Annotated in this window: 26 protein-coding genes; 6 read left to right on the top strand and 20 right to left on the bottom strand. The window is 64.4% G+C overall.

All coding sequences use genetic code 11. From position 1 onward, the window contains the following. Positions 1-6 precede the first annotated feature (6 nt). From I6F31_RS17915 to I6F31_RS17895, 5 genes are all read right to left on the bottom strand, one after another. Positions 7-915: an amino acid ABC transporter substrate-binding protein gene (locus I6F31_RS17915; protein WP_225185862.1), complete on the bottom strand. Its 909-nt coding sequence runs from the start codon at positions 913-915 to the stop codon at positions 7-9. A 136-nt stretch (positions 916-1051) separates the two neighbouring features. Next, positions 1052-2485: an amidohydrolase family protein gene (locus tag I6F31_RS17910; protein WP_225185861.1), complete on the bottom strand. Its 1434-nt coding sequence runs from the start codon at positions 2483-2485 to the stop codon at positions 1052-1054. 16 nt (positions 2486-2501) lie between these two features. Beyond that, entirely contained in the window at positions 2502-3527 is a 1026-nt protein-coding gene (locus I6F31_RS17905) for an ABC transporter substrate-binding protein (RefSeq protein ID WP_225185860.1), read from the bottom strand. Between the two features lie 39 nt (positions 3528-3566). Beyond that, positions 3567-4343 carry an ABC transporter permease gene (locus I6F31_RS17900; protein WP_036001283.1) on the bottom strand — a complete coding sequence of 259 codons (777 nt, stop codon included), beginning with the start codon at positions 4341-4343 and terminating at the stop codon, positions 3567-3569. Further along, positions 4343-5200 carry an ABC transporter ATP-binding protein gene (locus I6F31_RS17895; RefSeq protein WP_036001404.1) on the bottom strand — a complete coding sequence of 286 codons (858 nt, stop codon included), beginning with the start codon at positions 5198-5200 and terminating at the stop codon, positions 4343-4345. Before I6F31_RS17895 ends, I6F31_RS17900 begins: the two co-directional genes overlap by 1 nt. Before the next feature lie 194 nt (positions 5201-5394). On the opposite strand from I6F31_RS17895, the gene I6F31_RS17890 reads away from it, so the two are divergent. Continuing rightward, complete coding sequence (locus I6F31_RS17890) at positions 5395-6153, top strand: GntR family transcriptional regulator (protein ID WP_225185859.1); 759 nt, start codon at positions 5395-5397, stop codon at positions 6151-6153. On the opposite strand, the gene I6F31_RS17885 is transcribed toward I6F31_RS17890, so the two are convergent. Next, positions 6150-6566 (bottom strand): nuclear transport factor 2 family protein, encoded by a 417-nt coding sequence (locus tag I6F31_RS17885; protein WP_225185858.1) that lies wholly within the window; start codon positions 6564-6566, stop codon positions 6150-6152. The genes I6F31_RS17890 and I6F31_RS17885 overlap by 4 nt on opposite strands. 149 nt (positions 6567-6715) lie before the next feature. On the opposite strand from I6F31_RS17885, the gene I6F31_RS17880 reads away from it, so the two are divergent. Then, positions 6716-7951, top strand: a complete 1236-nt coding sequence (locus I6F31_RS17880) for an amidohydrolase family protein (RefSeq protein ID WP_225185857.1) — start codon at positions 6716-6718, stop codon at positions 7949-7951. A 196-nt stretch (positions 7952-8147) separates the two neighbouring features. Next, positions 8148-8471 carry a hypothetical protein gene (locus I6F31_RS17875; protein WP_128262247.1) on the top strand — a complete coding sequence of 108 codons (324 nt, stop codon included), beginning with the start codon at positions 8148-8150 and terminating at the stop codon, positions 8469-8471. Here I6F31_RS17875 and I6F31_RS17870 read toward each other — a convergent pair whose 3' ends face one another. From I6F31_RS17870 to I6F31_RS17845, 6 genes are all read right to left on the bottom strand, one after another. Further along, positions 8472-9395 (bottom strand): NAD(P)-dependent oxidoreductase, encoded by a 924-nt coding sequence (locus I6F31_RS17870; protein WP_225140170.1) that lies wholly within the window; start codon positions 9393-9395, stop codon positions 8472-8474. Then, positions 9395-10273, bottom strand: a complete 879-nt coding sequence (locus I6F31_RS17865) for a hypothetical protein (protein ID WP_225185856.1) — start codon at positions 10271-10273, stop codon at positions 9395-9397. Before I6F31_RS17865 ends, I6F31_RS17870 begins: the two co-directional genes overlap by 1 nt. Continuing rightward, positions 10270-10983, bottom strand: a complete 714-nt coding sequence (locus I6F31_RS17860; RefSeq protein WP_225185855.1) for a PIG-L deacetylase family protein — start codon at positions 10981-10983, stop codon at positions 10270-10272. Before I6F31_RS17860 ends, I6F31_RS17865 begins: the two co-directional genes overlap by 4 nt. Before the next feature lie 64 nt (positions 10984-11047). Next, positions 11048-11932, bottom strand: coding sequence for an amidohydrolase family protein (locus I6F31_RS17855; protein WP_225185854.1), 885 nt, complete (start codon positions 11930-11932; stop codon positions 11048-11050). 31 nt (positions 11933-11963) lie between these two features. Beyond that, on the bottom strand, positions 11964-12674 hold the full coding sequence (locus I6F31_RS17850) for a TetR family transcriptional regulator (RefSeq protein ID WP_225185853.1): 711 nt from the start codon (positions 12672-12674) through the stop codon (positions 11964-11966). A gap of 81 nt (positions 12675-12755) precedes the next feature. Continuing rightward, positions 12756-13898 carry a mechanosensitive ion channel family protein gene (locus I6F31_RS17845; RefSeq protein ID WP_109144111.1) on the bottom strand — a complete coding sequence of 381 codons (1143 nt, stop codon included), beginning with the start codon at positions 13896-13898 and terminating at the stop codon, positions 12756-12758. 126 nt (positions 13899-14024) lie between these two features. Here I6F31_RS17845 and I6F31_RS17840 point away from each other — a divergent pair, with 126 nt between their 5' ends. Continuing rightward, positions 14025-15275: a DUF763 domain-containing protein gene (locus I6F31_RS17840; protein WP_225185852.1), complete on the top strand. Its 1251-nt coding sequence runs from the start codon at positions 14025-14027 to the stop codon at positions 15273-15275. Positions 15276-15310: 35 nt separating this feature from the next. Here the strand turns inward: I6F31_RS17840 and I6F31_RS17835 are convergent, their stop codons facing one another. The 8 genes from I6F31_RS17835 to I6F31_RS17800 form a co-directional block, all read right to left on the bottom strand. After that, complete coding sequence (locus I6F31_RS17835; RefSeq protein WP_036001316.1) at positions 15311-15553, bottom strand: hypothetical protein; 243 nt, start codon at positions 15551-15553, stop codon at positions 15311-15313. Between the two features lie 24 nt (positions 15554-15577). Further along, on the bottom strand, positions 15578-15841 hold the full coding sequence (locus I6F31_RS17830) for a hypothetical protein (protein WP_036001319.1): 264 nt from the start codon (positions 15839-15841) through the stop codon (positions 15578-15580). Positions 15842-15856: 15 nt separating this feature from the next. Next, a complete protein-coding gene (locus I6F31_RS17825; RefSeq protein WP_057028858.1) occupies positions 15857-16084 on the bottom strand; it encodes a hypothetical protein in 228 nt (75 codons plus the stop codon). A 1-nt stretch (position 16085) separates the two neighbouring features. Then, positions 16086-16286, bottom strand: a complete 201-nt coding sequence (locus tag I6F31_RS17820; RefSeq protein WP_036001325.1) for a hypothetical protein — start codon at positions 16284-16286, stop codon at positions 16086-16088. A gap of 14 nt (positions 16287-16300) precedes the next feature. Next, entirely contained in the window at positions 16301-16486 is a 186-nt protein-coding gene (locus tag I6F31_RS17815) for a hypothetical protein (RefSeq protein WP_225186010.1), read from the bottom strand. A 148-nt stretch (positions 16487-16634) separates the two neighbouring features. Beyond that, positions 16635-17906 (bottom strand): cytochrome P450, encoded by a 1272-nt coding sequence (locus tag I6F31_RS17810; RefSeq protein WP_225185851.1) that lies wholly within the window; start codon positions 17904-17906, stop codon positions 16635-16637. A 101-nt stretch (positions 17907-18007) separates the two neighbouring features. Continuing rightward, positions 18008-18331, bottom strand: coding sequence for a hypothetical protein (locus tag I6F31_RS17805; RefSeq protein WP_036001330.1), 324 nt, complete (start codon positions 18329-18331; stop codon positions 18008-18010). A gap of 189 nt (positions 18332-18520) precedes the next feature. Beyond that, on the bottom strand, positions 18521-19294 hold the full coding sequence (locus I6F31_RS17800) for a ferredoxin--NADP reductase (RefSeq protein WP_225141455.1): 774 nt from the start codon (positions 19292-19294) through the stop codon (positions 18521-18523). Positions 19295-19451: 157 nt separating this feature from the next. Between I6F31_RS17800 and I6F31_RS17795 the strand changes: the two genes are divergently transcribed. Together I6F31_RS17795 and I6F31_RS17790 are read left to right on the top strand one after the other, a co-directional pair. After that, the gene (locus I6F31_RS17795; protein ID WP_225185850.1) at positions 19452-20648 is read left to right on the top strand and encodes an amidohydrolase family protein; all 1197 of its coding nucleotides are present in this window, start codon (positions 19452-19454) and stop codon (positions 20646-20648) included. Positions 20649-20774: 126 nt separating this feature from the next. After that, a complete protein-coding gene (locus tag I6F31_RS17790) occupies positions 20775-21476 on the top strand; it encodes a hypothetical protein (protein WP_249788192.1) in 702 nt (233 codons plus the stop codon). Positions 21477-21479 lie beyond the last annotated feature (3 nt).

Below are 21479 nucleotides of genomic sequence, written 5' to 3'. Positions count from 1 at the left end.
TTCGCTTCAGTTCACCACATAGACGTCAGGATCGGCGCTCGAGCTCGGTTTCTTGAAGGCGTTGCGCAAGGCCGATGACATTGGGACGTTGTAGTTGAGGCCGTTCGGCGGCGTCGGCGATTGCAGCCACTTCTTGTAGAGCACCTCGATCTCGGGGCTGGCATAAAGCTCCGCGGTGGCGCGATCGACGAGCGCCTTGAACGGCGCATCCTGCCGCCGCAGCATGATGCCGTAGGGCTCAGGCTTGGAGACCGCTTCTTCGCTGATCATGTAAGCTTGCGGCTCCTTCGACCGCGCGATCGCGACCGCGAGCTGGACGTCGTCGAGCGCATAGGCCTGGGCGCGGTCGGTCTCCAGCAGCAGGAACGCCTCGGCCTGGTCCTTGGCCGGCATGATGTTGATGCCGAGATTGCGCTCGGTGTTGACCTTGGCGAGCTGCGTCAGGTTCACAGATCCCGCGACCGCCGTGACCGCCTTGCCCTTGAGATCGTCGATGGTCTTGATGCTCGCCGCCTTCCTGGCCGCGAACCGCGTCGCGCTGAGGAAGTGAGTGTTGGTGAAGGCGACCTGCTTCTGGCGGTCGGCATTGTTGGTGGTCGCCGAGCAATGCAGGTCGAGCGTGCCGTTGACCATCAAAGGAATCCGGTTCGAGGACGTCACCGCGACAGTCTCGACCGAAATGTCTGATATGCCGAGCTGCTTCTTCACGGCTTCGACGATACGGAGGCAGATGTCCATGGCAAAGCCGACCGGCTTCTGGTTGCCGTCGAGATAGCTGAATGGGACGGAGGCCTCCTGATAGCCCAGCGTGATCTTCTTGGTCTCCTTGATCTTCTGGAGCGTGCCCGCGAGGTCTTCGGCTGACGCCGCGCCGGCAAGACATGTCAGGGCCAGGAGAATGGTCGGTAGGCGCATCAGGGGCTCCTCGAAGGGGATGGGTGTCGAGCTATCGAGGAGCTGATAGCCGACGGGCCGGTCAAGCGCCAGACGAGGCTGCGTCTACCTGCTATCGCTCTTTGATATGCGTTCCGTCGCGGCGCCCACCGGCACGTCACTCGCAGGTCAGCTGCTGCTCGAACCAGCCGCTCAACCGATCCGACAGGGACGGCCACATCCGCCGGAAGCTGTCGAGCTTGCCGACATTGGCGCGGTACATCGCCCGCAATTCCCGCTCGACGGCCGCCAGGTCGACGCTCGTGCAGCCCCCTTCCCTCACGATGGTCTTGCCGGCGACGACGACCTCCTTCACCAGCGACGCATTGCCGCGCGCGAACAGCAGCGCCATGGGATCGACCGGCATGATCTGGTCTCGATCGAGCCGGTCAAGATCGATCACGACGTAGTCGGCGGGATTGCCCGCCGCGAGCTCACCATTCCCGGGCGCCCCGGTCGCATGGCGTCCGTTGCGGATGGCGAGCGCAAACATCTCGGCGGGCGTCCATGTCGCCTTGAAGCCGAGCCCGCCGTGAACCATCTGCACCAGCCGCATCTCGCGCAGGATGTCGTCATCCTCGTCCAGCGCCAGACCGTCGACGCCCACAGTGATGGCGCAGCCGCATCTGTGCGCAGCGGCGATCGCGGCGAGGCCCGAGCGCAAATGCATGTTCGAGCTGAAATTGGTGACGATGCGCGCGCCGGAGGCGGCGATCATCTCCAGCTCATCCGGACGGGCGTGAATGCAATGCGCCAGCGTCAGCCGCCCGGAGAGAAAGCCGACATCGCGAAGCCAGCGCACCATTTCCGGAAAGTGCTGGTCGGCCCAGGCACGCTGGTACACAGTTTCCAGCAGATGCATGTGAATGCGGCGACCGGAGCGCGCGGAGTTCTCCGCGACGGCCTCCAGCAGCGGCTTCGAGCACCATTGCACACCGGCCGGCCCGAGCTGCACGTCGACCATCGGTCCGGCGATGGCTGCGGCAATTGCGTCGGTCAGCTCGATATAGGCCTTCGGCGACATCGGCGCGCGAACGAAGAGATCCTCGATGGTCTTGCGATCGTCCCCGGCAAGCCCCGACAGCAACGGCTCGGCATCACCGTAGACGATGGGATTCTGGTCGCGCACCGCCATTGCAAACGCCATGCGAATCCCGACGTCGGATGCGGCTTTCGCGATGGCCTTGGCCTCGTCCAGCAGCGGCATCGTCCCGCTCGGACGCGTGTAATGGACCATCATCGCCGCGCAGCCTGCCTTGGCGGAACGGGCCAATGCCGAGGCGGCGGTCAGATAGGGATCGACCGGCGAGCCCAGTGCGGTGCGCAGAATCCAGCTTTCCAGGGGCATGCCGACCGCACCGAAGGACGACGGCGTGGCACGGGCATGATCATGGGCGTTGACGAAGGCTGGGATGACGAAGGAGCGAGGCGCCGGCCCCGCTCCTTCCGAGATTTCGGTGATGACGCCGTCGTCGTGCCGCAGCACGACGTTCTCGCTTACGCCACGGTCAGGGCCACGGAACAGGCTGGTTGCCGAGACCTCCGTGGCCATGGCTGTTCCTCCAAGTTCAGTTGGCAGTGTACACCAGCTCCCGCTCCGCGCGCGGCGGCAGGAATTCGCGCGAGAACACCTCCGCCGGCGTCGGCGCACGGGCGAGCTGATAGCCCTCGACCACGATGCCGATCGCGCGCGTCATCCGGTCGTCCTTGATGTCGCCGATGCCGATCTCCTTCATCTCGGACGAGACGATCAGCTTCTCGAAGGAATATTGCAGCCGGCGCTTCTCCACCTCGGCGTTGATGAGGTTGTCGTAGTTCAGTGCCGCCTTCATGCCGGCATTCTGGTCCTTGGCGATCGCGATCGCACCCTTGTTGATGGCGCGCACCAGGCCCGCCACGGCCTTCGGATTCGAGGTGATCAGCTTGCGGGAGACCATCACGCCGTTGGAGTAGAGATCGAGGCCATATTCACCGAAGGAGAACCATTTAAAGTCCTTGTCCGGATCCTGGCGGTTGAGCACCAGATTGAAATAGCTGGTGATGTTGAAGACGAGGGCCGCATCGATGTCGCCCTTGATCAGCATCGGCTCCTGCAGGTTCGGCGCCATGTTGGAGATCTTGATCTTCTCGCCGTCGAGCCCGTTCTTGCGGGTGAACACCGGCAACAAGCGCGTGGTTGGCGTGCCCTGCGCACCGCCGAGCGTGCGGCCTTCGAAATCCTTGATAGTGTTGATGCCGCTGCTCTTCTTGGCGACGATGGCGAACGGCGGCTGATTCCACATCATGTAGACCATGACGGGCGCCTCCTGCGGCTTGGTCGAGGCGTTCTGGATGATGGCGTTGACGTCGCCGAAGCCGGCGTCATAGGCGCCCGACATCACGCGCGTGACGGTGGCGCCGGAGCCCTCGCCCTGATCGATGACGACGTTGAGGCCTTCCTCTTTGAAGAAGCCGTTGTCCTTGGCATAGAAGAAGGCAGCGTCGCTGCCCTGGGTTTTCCAGCCTAGCGTGAACTTGATCGTGGTCTCCTGCGCGGTGGCGGCGCCTGCGGACAGCGCCAATCCAAGCAGCGCGGCGGTTAACTTCCTCAACATCGAGACCTCCTCAGCTTCGTTGCGTGACGGTTCAAGAAATCAGGTGGCGATCACGTCGTTCTTGCGCGTGGCCCAGCCGGTGACCTGTCCTTCGATCAGCGAGAACACGACGTAGAGCGCGACACCGAGCCCGGCGAGCACGAACAAGCCCGCGAACACCAGCGGCACGTTGAAATTGGAGGACGCGGTCATCATGACGTTGCCGATGCCGCGGTTGGAGGCGACCGTCTCCGACAGCACCGCGCCGACGAAGGCGTAGGAGATCGCGACCTTCAGCGAAGCAAAGAAGAACGGCATGGTGCGCGGCAGACCGACATTCCAGAGGATATCGAGCTTGCTGGCGCCGAGCGCCTTCAAGACGTCCTCGAGCTCGGGCTCCGTGGTGGCAAGTCCCGTCGCGATATTGACCACGATCGGGAAGAAGCAGATCGACAGCGCAGTCAGCACCGCCGGCACCGTGCCAGAGCCGAACCACAGCACAAAGATCGGCACCACCGCGACCTTGGGGATGGAGGAGAAGCCGATCAGCAGCGGATAGCAGGTGTCGTAGGCCGTCTTCGACACGCCGATGATCGCGCCGAGGGCGACGCCGAGCGCGACGCCAAGCACGAAGCCGAGCATGGTGGTGGCGAGCGTCTGCACGATGTGCGGCCACAGCACCGGGAAGCGCTGGACCAGCGTCACGAAGACCTGCGAGGGCCGCGGCAGCACCAGGTCGGACATGCCGGTCATCAGGCAGAACAGCTCCCAGGCGACGAAGAACAGCACGATCAGCCCCGCCGACCACGCTTTCTGCCTGACATCGATCCCGAACATCAGCCTGCCCCCTGCTCAGCGGCGCTGCGCGCATCCTCGATGAAGGCGCGCAGCTTCTGGTTCAGCGCGACGAAATCCGGCTCGAACGTCATCGCGACCGTGCGCGGCCGCGCGAATTCGACGCGGCTGTCGTCGAGGATGCGGCCGGGGCGCGCGCTCATCACGCAGATGCGGCTGGCAAGGAAGCCCGCCTCGCGCAGATCGTGCGTGACCAGCAGCACGGTCGGCTTGTGCGTCATCCAGAGATTCTGGAGGATCGCCCATAGCTCCTCGCGGGTGAACTGGTCGAGGGCGCCAAAGGGCTCGTCGAGCAGCAGCATGCGCGGCTCGTGGATCAGCGCACGGCAGAGATTGGCGCGCTGGAGCATGCCGCCGGAGAGCTGCCAGGGATAGCGGTTGCCGAACCCTTTGAGGCCGACCTGCTCCAGCAGCGCATTGGCCTTGTCGCGGAATTCGGTCTTGCGCAGCTTGCGGAACTTCGAGCGGAACGGCTCGACGATCTTCAACGGCAGCATGATATTCCGCTCGATCGTCATCCACGGCAGCATGGTCGGGTTCTGGAAGGCCATGCCGACCCGCATCGCCCGGGCCGCCACCTCGCGGCCGCCGACGATGACGACGCCGCTGGTCGGCTGCACCAGGCCGCTGACGAGACGCAATATGGTCGATTTGCCGCATCCGGACGGGCCGACCAATGCGACAAACTCGCCGTCGGCGATCTTGAGCGTGGTCTTCGACAAAGCAGGCACGGCGCGGTCGCCGCGCCCGAAGGTCACCGAGGCCTCCGACAGCTCGATGGCGATCGTCGCAGAGCCTTCGGGAACGGGCTGGCCGTCGAACTGGGCGTTGGGTTGCATGCGCATCACGGAAAAAAGTGCATGCAAGCTGGATGCCAGCGATCGAGCCCCGCGAAATCAAAGGCCTAGCCGAAATCCGAGCCAAACCGCCGGATTCGATTTAGGCAGTCCGGAGGCCAAACTGCATGCAATTGGAGCGCTGAATCGGCGCGAGCCTGTGCTAAAGAGAGATGTCACTCCCATGGGATTCGCCGATGGCGGCGCGCGCCAGCAGCAAGACTTCTGAATCGTCGGACAAGGTCAGCGTGATCTGCCGCGCGCTCCGGCGCGCCATCATCGAGCAGGCGCTGGAGCCCGGCGCCAAGCTGCCGGAAGATGCGCTCGGCGAACGTTTCGGCGTCAGCCGCACCATTGCCCGCCATGCGCTAGGTCAACTCGCCGCCGAAGGCCTGGTCGAGCTCCGCCGCAACCGGATCGCCGTGGTGGCGACGCCGAGCTGGCAGGAGGCGCGCGATGCCTTCGACATCCGCATCGAGCTCGAACGCCTCGTCGTGCGCCAGCTCGCGGGCAAGCTGACCAAGGCGCAGATCGCCGAGCTGAACGCCCATGTCGATGCCGAGGATCGCGCCCGCGGCGGCACGGATGCGGTGTCGATCCGACTCGCGACCGAATTCCACATTCTGCTCGCCCATATGACGAACAGCCCGATTCTGGTGCGCTATGTCAGCGAGGTCGCCTATCGCTGCTGCCTGACGCTGTCGCTGTACAGCCGGCCGCATTCCACCGAATGCGCCATCAACGAGCACCGCGCCATCATCGCGGCGCTTGCCAAGGGCGATGCGGCCAAGGTGATGGAACTGATGCATCATCACCTAGATTCGGTGGCTAATCGTGCGCTGGTCGCCCCCACTCCGCAGCGCGGCCGCGATCTACTCGACATCCTCGCACCCTATGCGGACGAGGTGACGAGCGATCGGGTGATCAAGCTGCCGAAGCTGGCTCGACGGAGTTAGGCCTCGATGCCGCGCTGAACGAGAATGCGCTCGGCGCTATCGTTCCAGACGTCCATCTTCACGATCTGCCTGTCCCTCACGACGAAGCGATCGACGTAGCGGTTGCCCTCGAACGGCGTGCCGTCCATCCACTCGCCATAGAGCGTACCGACGCTGTAGACGACGGTCTCGTCCGCGCCCGGGCAGACGTCGAACCGATCCATCTTCTTCTTGACCCAGCGATAGCGCTTCGCGTTGAAGCCGGTCGGCCCGCGCGGATGGTCGAACGCGCGCCCGCCGGTGAACGTGATCACCGTGCCCGGCTTCATATAGGCCGCAGCGGCGTCGGGATCCGGTATCATCGAAGCGGTGAGATAGGCTTCGACAATCTCGGCGTCGGTCATCGGGCTTTCGGATTTTGCGGGAGTAGACATCGCGGGATTCTCTCCGGATGCCGCTATTTTACCATCCGGGCCTCAAAGTGCATGCACAATTTTTGGACAATCCAGCCCCAGCATTGCACACAATCTGGAGCTGCCCGCCCCCACGGCTTCCGCTAGGCTGCCACGGCTGATCCAACGCCATGACCACCCAAGCCACCTTCGACCTGATCTTCCGCAACGCATTGTTGCGCTCTTCCGCCGCACCGGTCGATATCGGGGTGAAGGACGGCCGCATCGCCGCGATCGCGCCAAAGCTGGCCTGCGAGGCCGCCGACGTCGATCTCGGCGGCCTCCTCGCCCTGCCCGGCTTCGTCGACACCCACATCCATCTCGACAAGGCCTGCCTGCTCGGCCGCTGCGGCCACGATCACGGCAGCGTCTCGGAGGCGATCCGCGCCGTCGCCGGCATGAAGAAGGATTTCACAATCGAGGACGTCTACGCGCGCGGCGCCAGAGTACTCGAACGCGCCATCGTCAACGGCACGACGCGCATGCGGACGCATGTCGAGATCGACCCCCGCATCGGCCTCCGCGGCTACGAGGCGGTCAAGGCGCTGAAGCGCGATTACGCCTGGGCGATCGATCTCGAGCTCTGCGTCTTCCCGCAGGAAGGCCTCACCAACGATCCCGGAGCCGAGGAGCTGCTGGTCCAGGCGCTGGGCGAAGGCGGCGAGGTCATTGGCGGTTGTCCCTACATGGACACCGACCCGAACGCGCACCTTGCGCGCATCTTCGACCTTGCCGGGGAATTCGACATCGACGTCGACCTCCATCTCGACTTCGACCTCGATCCCTCCTGGTGGCATCTCGACGAGGTCTGTCGCCAGACCGAGCAGCGCAATTATGGCGGACGCGTCGCGATCGGCCATGCCACGAAACTGTCGGCCTTGCCCCGCGAACGGATGAAGGCGGCCACTGCGCAACTGGCAAGGTCAGGCGTTGCGGTCACCGTCCTGCCCGCGACCGATCTCTATCTGATGGGGCGCGAGGCCACGCACAACGCGCCGCGCGGGCTGACCCTCGCCCACAAGCTTGCCGGCGACGGCGTGCTCTGCTCGGTCGCGACCAACAACGTGCTCAATCCCTTCACGCCGTTCGGCGATGCCTCGCTGCTGCGGATGGCGAACTTCTACGCCAACGTCGCGCACGCCTCTGTCAGCGACTTCGACACCTGCCTGGACCTCGTGACCGAGCTGCCGGCCCGGCTGATGAACCTCGCCGACTACGGCATCGAGGTCGGCAATCCCGCCGATCTGATCGTGCTCGATACCAAGGACAGCCGATTCGCCATCGCCGAGCTGCCTGACGTCCTGATGGGCTTCAAGCGCGGCCGGCAGACATTTGCACGGCCGCGGCCGACCCTGTTCAAGAGCTGACAGCGGTTCTGGGTCCGATATCCCGGGAATCGCGCGCAGAACTTGTTGGCGGCGGAGCCACTGCAGTTCGATTTTACCGCCGGTCCGCGCCGACCCGAGTTCGGTAGAATCCCGGACCGTAGCTCAACGCATTGCGAGGCAGGCCGCGTCGCCATAACTAGGACGTGCACTGACAATCTGCGTTCAGTGGGGAAGTATGAGTCTGTTCAGCGCATTCAGCAGCATCGATGATTCCGTCCAGGCCCGAACGCCGACCGATACGGCGGTGAAGCGGCTGGACGGCATCGGCCACGTTCTCTCGGGTCTCGATATCTCGGCCATCCAGACGCAGGCCGACGTGAACCGTACGCTCTGGACGCTCGATGCCGCCAGCAAGTGCGTTCGCGCCGTGCTGGCGGAGTTCCGCACCCAGCCGGCCACCGAGCAGCTCGTCCGTAAATCCCGCAATCTGATCGACCTCATCGAACGCGCGCGTGACCAGGTCGGGAGCTTCGAATCCCGCGACCCGGTCCTGAGCTGACTATTTCGTCCGATTGATCTTCGCCAGGATCCGGTCCGCCTCGGTGCGCCAGTCCGCACTGCGGGCGAATTCGCTGCTGCCCCTCAACCCGAACAGCCCCTCATCGGCGAGATCAGCCATCCAGGCCTGCCGCTCGGCCGTGCCTTGCGCCGACCATGGCGTCAGCCCCGCCTCGCGCACGGTCTCGGCAACCTCCCGCACCTCTTCGGCCCGGCGGCGGCCGTGCTCGATCACGCGCTGGAAGCAATAGGCGCCCAGCTCCTCCCAATCGATCCCGGGGAACGTCTCCGCAAGCGAAGGCAACACCGCATCCTCGACACCATAGGCGCGCGCTGTCGTGAAGCTCTCGATGACCATGGCCTCCAGGCCCTTGATCATGATGCTGCGGCACATTTTGACGGCCGAGGACACGCCGAGCTTGTCACTGGCAACCTTGGCCGCGAAACCGATCGCGTTCAGCAGCGGCTCGAGCTCTCTCGCGCCGGGTCCGCCGAGCAGCAAGGGCACCTTGATGCGATAAGGCGGCACCGAGGTCATCACCGCGCCCTCGACATAGCGCCCGGCGGCACCGTCGATCAGCGCCGCCGCGCGCTGCTTGGCGCCGGGAGAGGCCGAGTTGAAATCGAGAAACCAGGTGCCCTGGTTGATCGCCGTCGCACAGGCCTCTGCGACCGGCACGGCCTGGCTCGCCGTGACGGCGGAGATGATGAAGTCGGATTTCGCGGTCAGCTCGGCGTGAGAGGTCGCAAGAGCGACAGCGAATTTCGCCGCATGCTCCTGCAGCGGCACACCCTGCTCGCCTCCGAGCTTGATATCGTAGGCTGAGACTTTGATGTCCTGCTGGCGCAAATCCTCAGCCAGTATCCTGCCGACCTCGCCATAGCCGACCAACCCGATCTGCCAGCGCCTGGGATCACCTGCCATCAGTTCAGTCCTCGTGTCGTCTCGTCAAAGAGCTCATCGACCGCATAGCGGCGCGGGATCAGCGCCTGCTGGAATGCGTAGTCGATGATCAGCTCGAGCGGTTTTCTGTTGGCCTCGATCCCGTACGGAACGAGGTCCGGCGTTGCCGTCGCTCCCGTCTGCGCCTTGTTGCGCTTGAGCAGATCATAGACGCCGGCGACCACGTCGGGGCGCGATTTCGCCAGGCTCTCGGTCACGACCACGAGATGGTTGATCGGGACCACGCCGCGCCGCGCATACCATCGGGCGGCCTCTGCGGCCGGATCGGGAAACAACGGCTTCAGCTTGGGATCATCGGAGGTCTCGCCGAGGACGGCATCGAGCTCGCCGTCGCGCAGCATCTGCAGGATCTTCTTGTCCTTCGGCGCGCGCTCGGTGGTGTCGACATATTCGACGACATGCGGATCCTCGAAGGTTATCCAGCGAATCCTGTCGAGATCGACGCCGCAATCGTTGGCGAGGATGCCCCTGATCCAGGCGCCCGTCGTGGTCGTGAAGGAGCGGATACCGACGCGCTTGCCTTCGAGATCAGTGGGCCCGAGCGTCCCATGCGCGGGATTATAGAGAGCGTAGGAATGCTGGAAGCGGCCGAGCATGGTCGCCGGCAGCAGCACCAGCGGCTTGGCGTGCGCTTTCGCCATCAGATAGGTGACGATCGCCATCTCGCAGACGTCGAAGGCCTGCTCGCGCACCATCGGCTTGAACGCCGTGTTGGTCGGCGTGTATTCGATGAAATCGAGATCGAACAGGTCGGAACGGAGCGCCCCGCTCTTCACCGCCTGCACATGGTGGTGACTGCCGAGCACGGCCTTCAGCTTGATGTTGCGGACCGGCGTCATGCCAGCTCGTCCGCAACCGTCGGAAACAGGCGCTGATAGGCCTCGCCATAGGTCATGGGCACGCCGGTGTTGCGGCTGCCCTGGATGCCGCGGTTGAGCGCGACGCGCTCGTAATAGCCCCAGAGATGTTTTTGCGCGGCGAGAATCTGGAACGCCTCGTATTTCTCCTTCCAGACCTCGTCGATTTTGAGGATCGTGTCCGGCTTGTAGTTGCACTGCTCGGGCTGGTGCGGCTCGAACAGGAACACCGGCGGGGCCGAGTATTTGTACTGCGCGCCGGGCTTGTGGCCCATGGCCTGCGCGACCACGCGCGTCTCCTGCGCGAAATGCGCCGCGTTCGGATGGTCGAAATTATAGGGGTCTTCCAGCGCATGCGTCAGGACGAAGCTCGGATTGAGCTCGCGGTAGATGTCCACCATGCGGTCGAAATGCGCCTCGGTGAGCTTCAGCGGATAGTCACCGCAATCGAAGAACTCGATTTCGGCGCCCAGCAGCCTGGCTGCCCGCTCCGCTTCGTCCTTGCGGCCGGCCTTGACCGATTCCAGCGTCGCGCCCTGCTCCTTCCAGGCGAACTGGCTCTCGCCGCGCTCCCCGAAGGACAGGCACACGATCTTCATCCGATAGCCCTTCTTCGCATGCAGCGCGATGGCGCCGCCGGCGCGCCAGACGAAATCGCCGGGATGGGCGGTGACGATGAGGCCTGTTTTCATGGGCTACTCCTTTTCGTTCGTATGCATCCGCCAGCGTCCGCAACGCATGTCGCGCAACGTCTCGTCACGCCTCGAACCCGAACAGGCGCGCGGGATTGTCGACCAAAATCTTCGTCTGCACCGCCGGCTCCGGCGCGAACAGCGGAATCAGATCGACGAGATCGCCGTCATTCGGCATCACCTTGACGTTGGGATGCGGCCAGTCCGTACCCCAGATGACGCGATCCGGCGCGGTCTCGACGATCTTTCGCGCGAACGGCACCGCATCGGTGAACGGCGGACCGATAGAGGACACCCGCTCCGAGCCGCAGATCTTCACCCAGCACTTGTCATCGCGCTGCATCAGCTCGATCAGGATCTTGAACGGCAACTGGTCGAGCCCGTCTGCCGCCTTCACCCGGCCCATATGGTCGATGGTGTAGGTCAGGGGCAGCCTTGTCAGCATGTCGGCATATTCGGGCAGATCGATCGCATCGAAATGCAGATCGATGTGCCAGCCGAGCGGCGTGACCATCGCGACGATGCGGTCGAACACGCGCTTGTCGGGGACGCCGCCGAGATGGCGGACGAAATTGAAACGGCAGCCGCGAAAACCGCCCTCATGCAGCACGCGCAGGTCGCGCTCGGTGACGGCGCCATCGATGTTGGCGACGGCACGGTAGGCGCCATTGCTCTCAGCGATCGCATCGAGCGCCACCCTGTTGTCGGTGCCGTGCACGCTGGCATTGACGATGACGGCGCGCTCCACGCCGAGCTTGGCATGCAGGATGCGAAAATCCTCCAGCGGTGCATCCGGCGGCGTGTAGGAACGCTCCGACGCGTAAGGATATTTCGCGCCGGGCCCGAAGATGTGGCAATGCGCGTCACACGACAACTTCGGCAGCCTGAACTTCGGCGTGCGCGTGTTCGGGTCGGGCGGTGGAATGGTCGGCGTGTACATCATCGTCATGAGGTGAACCGCCGAAGCGAGATTTCTTGCTTCACGCCTTGCCGGCGACGACCGGCCGCCGCCGCGCCGGCGCGGCCTCATCCAGCGCCGGCGCCTGGAAAGCCACGACGGTGGCCTGCACCAATTGTTCGATGGCGCAAGCGGCATCGCTGCCGTCGGCCTCGCCGCGCGACAGGCGCGACACGCGTTCCGGCGTCACCAGTGAATAATAGAGTGCGCCGAGCAGGAAATGGCTGCGCCAGACGATGTCCGTGCGCGGAATGTGCGGCAGGCTCTCGTGGACCGCGTCGATGAAGGCGTGGCTGGTGTCGTCGAAGGTCTGCGCGATGATCTTTCGCGCGACCTCGTTACCTTCCGCCGACATCACCGCGCGCAGCCGCGTGAAACGCGCCCCGCCGCCGGCGAGATCGCTGCCCGAGGTGAAGGCCGGCACCACATAGGCCCGAACGATCGCCTCCAGCCGGTCCTGGAGATCGCGCACGCGCTTTGCGGCCGCGAGCAGCTCGGAACGGCGCAGATTCATCGGCCCGCAATGACGCCGGTAGATTTCCAGCAGCAAACCGTCCTTGGTCTTGAAATGATAGGTCACGCTGCCCGGATTTGCCCCGGCAGCTTGCGCAATGTCGCGCACCGATACGGCATTGAAGCCGTTGGTGGCGAACAGCTCCTCCGCGGCGGCGAGGATCGCCTCGCGCATGTTCGGCTTGCGGGCCGCTTCCTTGCTGGTGGGCTTGCGTACCATGAGATTTGTACTATCGTACAAAAGATCAGGTCTCGTCAACAAGAACGTGGCAATGGCGGGACGCAGGCGCGTAAGCGCCGTTCAGTGACTGGCGCTCGCCCGCATCTTCTCCGGCGGTGCGGGACGCAGTCCGAGATCGCCCTCTCCGTCTCCCGACGGGATCAGGATGGCGCGGTCGCGCGGCAGCGCCTCCGGCATCTCGTCGCGGATGAAGGCGATGAGCTTCTCCCTGATCTCGCAGCGCAGGTCCCACGACTGCGGTGCGTTCCTGGCACTGACCAGCGCCCGAAGCTCGATGGTGCGCGAATCGGCATCGATCACCTGGAGATTCACCACCTCCCCGTCCCACAGCTTCGACTGCTTCACCGCCTCCTCCAGCCAGCGTCGGATGCGCGGGACGTCGGCGCGATAGTCGACATGCAGCGCGACGACGCCGATGAGGGATGCGGTGTCGCGCGTCCAGTTCTGGAACGGCTTTTCGATGAAGTAGGACAGCGGCACCACCATGCGGCGCCAATCCCACAGCCGGATCACGACATAGGTCGAGGCGATATCCTCGATCCAGCCCCATTCGTTCTCGATGATCACGGCATCCTCGATGCGGATCGGCTGGGTGATCGCGATCTGCAGGCCGGCGATCAAATTGCTCAGCAGCGGGCGCGCGGCAAGGCCGACGATGATACCGGCAGCACCTGCGGAGGCGAACAGGCTGACTCCGTATTGCTTCACGGAGTCGAACGTCATCAGCGCGGCGGAGACCGTGATGATGACGATGATGGTGTCGGTGACGCGCTTGAACACGCGCACCTGCGTGACGTGCTTGCGCGCGACGAAATTCTCGGTGACATCGCGAAAGTTCTGCAAGTAGCGCGCCGCGCTCATGTCGACGATCCGGATCGAGATCCAGCCGATCAGCGCGATGAAGGCCACGACGAACAGGCGCGTCAGGGGGGTGCGAATCGTATCGTCGAGCGGCGCCAGCGGCAGCACCATTGCGACGGCGGCAAGGCAAAGCGCCATTTGCGCGGGGCCCGCCGTGCGCTCGATGAACACGCTCAAGAGCGGAAGCCGCGTTCCGAAAGCGCGGTTGAGCAGCCATGTGGCGACCCGATAGGCGAGCAGGGCAAGAAGGATCGCGCCGGCAACCAGGGTGAGGCCGATGAACCATGACGGTATCCAGCCGAACATCCTGTCGATATCGGCCGTCAGAGCCTGCCAATCCATGGATCGTCCCCATCATTGCATTCACGCAACCCGCACAACGCATCCCGGCCGGCTTCGCTCCCCCGCCCCGTGCAATGCAGCATCCCGCAGGTGCAACCGTCGCTGAGCTGCGCTAGGCTTGTCGCCATGACTCGACGAACCGGCAGCGCCGATCTTCCTCTTCACACCGGGCGGGTTCCGCCCTGGCTGGCAAGTCGCATGTCCTCGCTCGGGGCGATCGTCACCCAGGCGATCGTGCATCATTACGGCCGCGACGCATTTCTACAGCGCCTGTCGCATCCATTCTGGTTCCAGTCGTTTGGCGCCGTGATGGGAATGGACTGGCACTCCTCCGGCATCACCACCTCCGTGATCGGCGCGCTGAAGCGCGGGCTCGGACCGCTCCAGGACGAGCTCGGGATTTACGTCTGTGGCGGTCGCGGTCAGCATTCGCGCAAGACGCCGGACGAGCTGTTGCAGCTCGGCGACCGCGTCGGATTCGACGGCGTCAAGCTGACCCGGGCCAGCCGTCTGGTCGCCAAGGTCGACAGCGCCGCGGTCCAGGACGGCTTTGACCTTTATCTGCACGGCTTCTTCGTCACCACTGAGGGCAAATGGACGGTGGTGCAGCAGGGCATGAACGGCGACAAGCGGCAGGCGCGGCGCTATCACTGGCACTCCGAGGCACTGAAGAGCTTTGTCGATACGCCGCACAGCGCAATCGACGGGCCGCAGCAGGGGGAGATCGTCAATCTCACCGATCATCGCGCCGATCTATCTCGGACGGCACAGCTCGAGCTGCTCTCCGACCTCGGTCCGGATCGCATCGTCTCCGAATTCGAGCGGCTCACGGGGACCCCGTCCACGCCGGCGCAAGGCATGCTGCCGCATCTGATCATGCCTGCGCATCATGATGTGCGGCCGAAGGACGTGTTCGCGCGCCGCCTGCACGGCACACTCGCCGCTGCAGCCGAACGCGGCCCGGCGGATTTTCCGGAGCTGCTGCTGACGCCGGGCGTCGGCGCGCGCACGGTGCGCTCGCTCGCGATGGTTGCCGAGGTCGTGCACGGCGCGCCCTATCGCTTCACCGACCCCGCCCGTTTCTCGCTCGCCCATGGCGGCAAGGACCGGCATCCCTACCCCGTTCCGATCAAGGTCTATGACGAGACCATCCGGGTGCTGAAGGGCGCGATCCGAAACGCGAAGCTCGGACGCGACGAGGAGATGCAGGCGATCAAACGCCTCGACGACCAGGCGCGGCGGTTGGAGCGGACCGCGCGCGGGCCTTCGGTCGAGGCTTTCATCGCCGGTGAACGAGCGGCCTCACCGGATCTCGACGGCCGCTCGGTGTTCGGCTGGGAGCGCGACCTTGCGCCCACAAAAAAGCGGACCGGCTGAACACCGGTCCGCAAGTTGGCGGAAGGAACGTCCTCTCAGGTCTCGTCGGCCTCCGGCTTCTCATCGAGCCGGTTTGCTGCGTGGTCCTGATATTGTTCGGTCTGGATGGACTTGCCGTCCATGCCACGAATGTCCGAATGCTGTTTCTTGTCGCGGTTGGACAGGACCATGTTGTCGCCGATCATCTCCTTCGGCACGTCGGTCAATGCGCCGGTGCCGTCGCCCTTGCCATGCATGCCCGATCTGAAGTGCGTCTTGCTGCCATGCCCACCAGGCATCAGTCTCTCCTCTCTTCGGATGATTTAGTGCTTCTGTTGTGCCGTCGTCGGTTTGGGCGGCTTGTGGCCGCTCTGGCCGGGATCGTTGTGCTTGTTGTGATCGCTCTCCTGGTTGAGACCGCCGCGGCTCACTGGAAACTCGCTGTGACGAGCTTCGGGGTTCGCACGATGGACGCGCGTGTCTTGCGGGTTATGACCGGCGGCCTGCTCGAGTTCTCGCGCATCCGGAACATCTGGCTTCCGCTCGAGGATGCGCACTTGCTGTTCGTGAGTCTTCTTGCCCTGCATTGTGGGCCTCCAATCTTACCGGCCTCTTCGGGGCGAACCGCTCCGGGCGACATCCTTGTCGATACCGCCACCGGCGTTCACGTCGTTTTCGACGTCGCCTTCGATCGTGTTCTCGCCCAAGACGTCCTCGAGGTCGTCAGGCGAAACGCCTGCCCTGTTCGCGCCCTTGGATCCGCCGATCAGGGGGTTGTCATGCAGGTCCTTCTCGGTCGGCGCGTACAGCTTGGGTTGCTTGTTGGTCATGTCACCTGCCTCCGCCCTTTCCGGCCTCGTCGTGCGTGTGATGGGAGTCGCGCTCGCCACCGCCGCCGGAAACCCGGCTGTGGCTGCGCTGCGGATCGTCCGCCGGCGGCTTCTTCACCTGAAGCGGTGCCTTCGCGTTCTCATGCGAGGCGCCGGGCCCGCCCTGTCGAATGCTGTTCGGTGTCTTCGTGGATGTCGACATGAATGTCGTCCTCCTCAGCGATCTTGCTGATAGCCTTGGTTGGTCGTGTTCTGCTTGATGTTGCCCTGCTGTCCCTGCTGATCCGGATTCTGTACACGCTCCTGACCGTGCGGCATCTGATCGGCGGACATCTGCTTGCGATTGCCGGTTCCCTTGCGGCTCTGATTGTCCGGTGGAACAGGTGGCATCTTGCTGGCCATGATCTTGTCTCCCGTTAAGACGTCGATCTGCGACATTGGCCCCAAGGAACTCTCCTGCGCGCCATGTCGGGATGACAACAGCACGAACGGCACACCGTTCCTGGCCGATCACAACAGGCAAAGATTTTCCGAAAGGGCGCCGCCGACGTCAGTTCGCCGCGGTGAGGGAACGATCGTGCCTCGTTCCGCTGCGTGCAGTCGTCTCTGTTCCGCGGCCCTCTGCCGTGACGGGAAGCTTCGCGATCGCGCGCAAGCCCGGCCGCCTGCGCCAGCGGATTTCAGCGGCATCGACGGCAAGACTCAATTTCGGCCAACGCACGAACAGCGCCTCCAGCGCACAGGCCGCCTCGATGCGCGCGAGCTGATGGCCGAGACAGAAGTGGATTCCCGTGCCGAACGAGATATGGCGGTTCGGCTTGCGTTCGAGATCGAGGGTCTCGGGACGATCATGTACCGCGGGATCCATGTTCGCAGCGGCGAGCATCACCATGACGCGATCGCCCTTCTTCAGGCGCACGCCCTCGACCTCGACATCGCGCCGCACGTAGCGCGGCTTGGAGAATTGCACGGGCGAGACGAAGCGCAGAAACTCCTCGACCGCGAGCCCCACACGGCTCCAATCCTGTTCCAGCCAGTCGCGCAGCTCGGGATTCCTGAGCAGTTCGTAGATGGAACCGCTGATGAGATGGGTGGTGGTTTCCGATCCCGCCCCGAGCAACAGAAACACCATCGAGACCATTTCATCCGGCGTGATCTGGCCGCCTTCGCGCTCGACCTGAATCAGCTCGGCAATCAGGCCCTCGCCGCCCTGGACACGCGCGATCTGCAACTGCTGCTCGAGGTAGGCGCGCATCTTGCGCACCGCGAACAGCAGGCGGAAGAAGCTGACGACATTCGTCAGCGAGGATATCGCGTTGGCCCAGGCGATGAACTTTGGACGATCTGCGAGCGGCAGGCCGAGCAGCTCCGAGATCACCGCGAGCGGCAGGATGCGCGCATAGCGCTGGACCAGATCGGCCGGGGATCCTTGCGCGAACAGCTCGTCGGCCAGACCGTCAGCGATGGCCCGGATGCGCGGCTCCATCGCAACGATCGCGCGGCGGCGAAACGCTTCGTCGACGATGCTGCGCAGCCGCGTGTGATCCGGCTCGTCCATCGTCAGCATGTTGTTGGCGATGGTCCTGACGAACCTCGGCATCCACCAGCGCAAGCCCGCGATATCGCCATCCTCCTTGCGCAAGGTGAAGGTCGCGCCGTCCTTCAGGACCTGCGCGGTGGCGTCATGGGTCGTGGTGATCCAGACATTGCCGATGATGGGAAACCGCGTCGCGACCACGGGTGCGGACATGCGCAATTTCGCGATCGCCTTGGGCGGATCGCGAAAGAAGGCCTCGCTGGTGAAATCGAGGCGCACTGTCATGGGATCACCGGAACGATTGGTGGCGTATCACCGAGATGGTGCGCGGCGCGGCCGGCGCAAGGGCGCGTCTGCTCGTCGGCCGCGGGCGTGGCGAGCCGCGGCTATCCGCGCCCGGAGGAGCGCTGGCCGCTCTTGCGCTGCTGTTGGGTGTAGGCGTCCCAATGGCTCCAGCTGCCATTGCTGAGGCTCTGCAGGTCGGTTGCGAGTGGACGGCGCGTCCGTTTGTCGTGATCGGCGATGGCGCGCTCCGACTGTGCGATCTTGCGCTTGAGTTCCGCGATCGTCTTCTGCGTCTGGCCGTTGCGCTTCGAGGTGGCGATCTCGCCCATCGTGAAGCGCGCGGTCTCCAGCGCCTTCAGCTCGGCGCGGTTCTTCTTCAACTGAACCCGGTGCCAGGCGATGTTGCTGTCGCTGTCCGCAACCATGTGGGAACTCCGCTGATTCGGTCCCACATAGTATCGTGCGCCGAATCGGCGCCGCAACGCCCCGGCGGTGGCGAAAATGCGATCTTCTCGCGCAGAAATTCCGGATCTGGAGCCCCGCAACGGGGCTTAGATTCTTATTTTGGCGCGTCTTCTTGACGCGAACCGGTATTCACTTCGCTCGAAAACGCTTCAGCGCTCGGCGAAGGCCTTCTCGACCACGAACTGGGCAGGCTCGCCGTGATTGCCCTCGACGAAGCCGCGCTCGCCCAGGAGGACGCGGGTGTCCGCCACAAGGGCCGGGCTGCCGCAGATCATGACGCGGTCATGGGCGGCTTCCAGCACCGGCAGGCCGATATCGGCGAACAGCTTGCCTGAGGTGATGAGATCGGTGATGCGGCCGCGATTGCGGAAGGGATCGCGCGTCACGGTCGGATAGTAGATCAGCTGGTTCTGGATGTACTCGCCGAGCAATTCGTCCTTCGGCAAATGCTCGGTGATCATCTCGCCATAGGCGAGTTCCTTGACGTGCCGGCAGCCGTGCAGCAGCACCACCTTCTCGAACCGCTCATAGGTCTCGGGATCCTTGATCACGCTCAGGAACGGCGCAAGGCCCGTGCCGGTGCCGACGAGGTAGAGGTTGCGGCCCTCTTCCAGATTGTCGATCACCAGCGTGCCGGTGGCCTTGCGGCTGACGATGATCTCGTCGCCTTCTTTCAAATGCTGGAGGCGCGAAGTCAGCGGGCCGTCCGGCACCTTGATCGAGAAGAACTCCAGCGTGTCCTCGTAATTGGCGCTGGCGACGCTGTAGGCCCGCAGCAGCGGCTTCTCGCCGACCTTGAGCCCGATCATGGTGAATTCGCCGTTGCGGAAGCGGAAGGTCGGGCTGCGGGTGGTCTTGAAGGAGAACAGCGTATCGGTCCAGTGGTGGACGCTCAAAACGCTTTCCTGATTGAAATTGCTCATTTCACCTTCCCTGTCGCGTCAATTGCGGTTCCGAGGCCGGCAGCTATGCGTCGTTTGTACACGATCATTCGTATACTAATGAATAATCCGGCTTGATCCCGCGGTCAAGGCTGCCCAAGATCGCAAGCGTTGCAGCTAGGAATAAGGAGCCCCTTCCATGGCGCATGACGCACCCCAGGCCACCGGACCCTCGAAGCTGGTGATCCGCAATATCGGCCTGATCCTGTCCGGCGCTTTGGAAAAGCCGATCCTGGACGGCGACACCATCGTCGCCGAGAACGGCAAGATCAGCGCAATCGGCCGCTTCAAGGACGTCAATACCGAAGGCGCCACCACCGTCGTCGACGCCAACGGCACCACGGTGGCGCCGGGCCTGATCGACAGCCACGTCCACCCTGTCGCCGGCGACTGGACGCCGCGGCAGAACCAGATCAACTGGATCGACAGCTATCTCCACGGCGGCGTCACCACCATGATCTCCGCCGGCGAGGTGCACATGCCTGGCCGCCCCCGCGACGTCGTCGGCCTCAAGGCCATGGCCGTGTTCGCCCAGCGCGCATTCTGGACCTTGCGTCCTGGCGGGGTGAAGGTTCACGCCGGCGCGCCGGTGATCGAATGCGAGATGGTGGAAGAGGACTTCAAGGAGATGGCCGCCAACGGCGTCAAGCTGCTCGGCGAGGTCGGCCTCGGCGGCGTCAAGGACGGCCCGACCGCGCGGAAGATGGTCGGCTGGGCGCGCAAATACGGCATCCAGAGCACCATCCACACCGGCGGCCCGTCGATCCCCGGCTCCGGCCTGATCGACAAGGACGTGGTGCTTGAGGCCGACACCGACGTGGTCGGCCACATCAACGGCGGCCACACTGCCCTGCCCGACGACCAGATCCGCTGCATCTGCGAGGGCTGCAAGCGCGGCCTCGAGCTCGTGCACAACGGCAATGAGCGCTCGGCCCTGTTCACGCTGCGCACCGCCCGCGAGATGGGCGACCTGCATCGCGTCATCCTTGGTACCGACGCGCCCGCCGGCTCCGGCGTGCAGCCGCTCGGCATTCTGCGCATGGTCTCGATGCTGTCCTCGCTCGGCGACCTCCCGGCCGAGATCGCATTCTGCCTTGCCACCGGCAACACCGCCCGGATGCGCCAGCTCGACTGCGGCCTGATCGAGGTCGGCCGCTCCGCCGACTTCGTCATCATGGACAAGGCCCAGCACTCGCCGGGCAAGAACATCCTTGAGAGCGTCCAGCTCGGCGACCTCCCCGGCATCGGAATGACCATCATCGACGGCATCGTCCGCACCCAGCGCAGCCGCAACACGCCGCCGGCCGGCAAGGTGCCGGAGGTGGTGTCGAAGTGATGCAGCCGGAGCGGCCCGCCGCTCCGCATTGTCCCCTCGAAGGCATTGAACAAGTCGCAAGCCTGTTGCGTCTAACGCAGGCAGCCCTCGGCGGCGGCAGTTCATTGTTCGACCATCGAGGCAGACATGAAGGACCCATCACGGATAGCCGTGGGCGTCGCTGGCGCGGTGGCGGGCTATATCGCGATCTTTGTGCTGTTTTCTCTGCTCGATGTCGGCAACCGTGCGGACCCGATCACATCGGGTCTGCTGGGACTGTTCGTCTACTCGCCCATGGGCGCGATCGCCGGCGCGGTCCTCGCCAACTGGCTCGTGACGCGTCCAGGCAAAGAGTCAGGGCAGGACGCAGGCATCGGCGGCGTCGCGCGGAACAGCTTGAAGTCGCTCGGCATCGTCGCCCTGCTCTGCACTGCCGGCCTCGGCGCCTACATTGCGTACGCATACGCGACCGCAACGCCCTGGCTCAACCGCAACGGCGCCAATCCCCTGCTCGTGTTCGAGGTGCGCTTTCCGGCAGGGGTTACAGTGCCGACATCAGCGCAGGGCATCACCATCGAACTGCAAACCGACATCAACACCATGCCGGGCGAAGTCAGTCCGGCCGCGTTCTATCGCGATGGTGACCAGGCGGTTATCGCCGGCGAAGTCGAGCTGGCGTTTCGAACCTCGCACCGGCAGCTCGCCATCACCATCCAGGGCCAGCCGAGCCGGATCTATCCGATCGATTTGACGGCCCGGGCGCCGCATACGCCGGAATTCGGAACGTGGCGGCGGCTTGGTGACGGCAGCGAAATCCGCTACCGCGCCAAATGGCCGGGAAAGACGTAAGAG

The sequence above is a fragment of the Bradyrhizobium sp. NBAIM01 genome (genome assembly GCF_020194115.1).
GTDB lineage: Bacteria > Pseudomonadota > Alphaproteobacteria > Rhizobiales > Xanthobacteraceae > Bradyrhizobium > Bradyrhizobium yuanmingense.
The sequence above is the reverse complement of the archived record's forward strand: the minus strand, read 5'-3'. Positions and strand labels throughout refer to the sequence as shown.

Coding starts and splice junctions, on each gene's coding strand:
- I6F31_RS17885 (WP_225185858.1), bottom strand. CDS start 6,566: ATGTCTACTCCCGCAAAATCCGAAAGCCCGATGACCGACGCCGAGATT.
- I6F31_RS17850 (WP_225185853.1), bottom strand. CDS start 12,674: ATGGTACGCAAGCCCACCAGCAAGGAAGCGGCCCGCAAGCCGAACATG.
- I6F31_RS17870 (WP_225140170.1), bottom strand. CDS start 9,395: ATGGCAGGTGATCCCAGGCGCTGGCAGATCGGGTTGGTCGGCTATGGC.
- I6F31_RS17865 (WP_225185856.1), bottom strand. CDS start 10,273: ATGACGCCGGTCCGCAACATCAAGCTGAAGGCCGTGCTCGGCAGTCAC.
- I6F31_RS17915 (WP_225185862.1), bottom strand. CDS start 915: ATGCGCCTACCGACCATTCTCCTGGCCCTGACATGTCTTGCCGGCGCG.
- I6F31_RS17880 (WP_225185857.1), top strand. CDS start 6,716: ATGACCACCCAAGCCACCTTCGACCTGATCTTCCGCAACGCATTGTTG.
- I6F31_RS17810 (WP_225185851.1), bottom strand. CDS start 17,906: ATGACAGTGCGCCTCGATTTCACCAGCGAGGCCTTCTTTCGCGATCCG.
- I6F31_RS17815 (WP_225186010.1), bottom strand. CDS start 16,486: ATGGCCAGCAAGATGCCACCTGTTCCACCGGACAATCAGAGCCGCAAG.
- I6F31_RS17895 (WP_036001404.1), bottom strand. CDS start 5,200: ATGCAACCCAACGCCCAGTTCGACGGCCAGCCCGTTCCCGAAGGCTCT.
- I6F31_RS17855 (WP_225185854.1), bottom strand. CDS start 11,932: ATGACGATGATGTACACGCCGACCATTCCACCGCCCGACCCGAACACG.
- I6F31_RS17845 (WP_109144111.1), bottom strand. CDS start 13,898: ATGGATTGGCAGGCTCTGACGGCCGATATCGACAGGATGTTCGGCTGG.
- I6F31_RS17825 (WP_057028858.1), bottom strand. CDS start 16,084: ATGACCAACAAGCAACCCAAGCTGTACGCGCCGACCGAGAAGGACCTG.
- I6F31_RS17820 (WP_036001325.1), bottom strand. CDS start 16,286: ATGTCGACATCCACGAAGACACCGAACAGCATTCGACAGGGCGGGCCC.
- I6F31_RS17875 (WP_128262247.1), top strand. CDS start 8,148: ATGAGTCTGTTCAGCGCATTCAGCAGCATCGATGATTCCGTCCAGGCC.
- I6F31_RS17790 (WP_249788192.1), top strand. CDS start 20,775: ATGAAGGACCCATCACGGATAGCCGTGGGCGTCGCTGGCGCGGTGGCG.
- I6F31_RS17805 (WP_036001330.1), bottom strand. CDS start 18,331: ATGGTTGCGGACAGCGACAGCAACATCGCCTGGCACCGGGTTCAGTTG.
- I6F31_RS17835 (WP_036001316.1), bottom strand. CDS start 15,553: ATGCCTGGTGGGCATGGCAGCAAGACGCACTTCAGATCGGGCATGCAT.
- I6F31_RS17830 (WP_036001319.1), bottom strand. CDS start 15,841: ATGCAGGGCAAGAAGACTCACGAACAGCAAGTGCGCATCCTCGAGCGG.
- I6F31_RS17795 (WP_225185850.1), top strand. CDS start 19,452: ATGGCGCATGACGCACCCCAGGCCACCGGACCCTCGAAGCTGGTGATC.
- I6F31_RS17900 (WP_036001283.1), bottom strand. CDS start 4,343: ATGTTCGGGATCGATGTCAGGCAGAAAGCGTGGTCGGCGGGGCTGATC.
- I6F31_RS17905 (WP_225185860.1), bottom strand. CDS start 3,527: ATGTTGAGGAAGTTAACCGCCGCGCTGCTTGGATTGGCGCTGTCCGCA.
- I6F31_RS17910 (WP_225185861.1), bottom strand. CDS start 2,485: ATGGCCACGGAGGTCTCGGCAACCAGCCTGTTCCGTGGCCCTGACCGT.
- I6F31_RS17890 (WP_225185859.1), top strand. CDS start 5,395: ATGGCGGCGCGCGCCAGCAGCAAGACTTCTGAATCGTCGGACAAGGTC.
- I6F31_RS17840 (WP_225185852.1), top strand. CDS start 14,025: ATGACTCGACGAACCGGCAGCGCCGATCTTCCTCTTCACACCGGGCGG.
- I6F31_RS17800 (WP_225141455.1), bottom strand. CDS start 19,294: ATGAGCAATTTCAATCAGGAAAGCGTTTTGAGCGTCCACCACTGGACC.
- I6F31_RS17860 (WP_225185855.1), bottom strand. CDS start 10,983: ATGAAAACAGGCCTCATCGTCACCGCCCATCCCGGCGATTTCGTCTGG.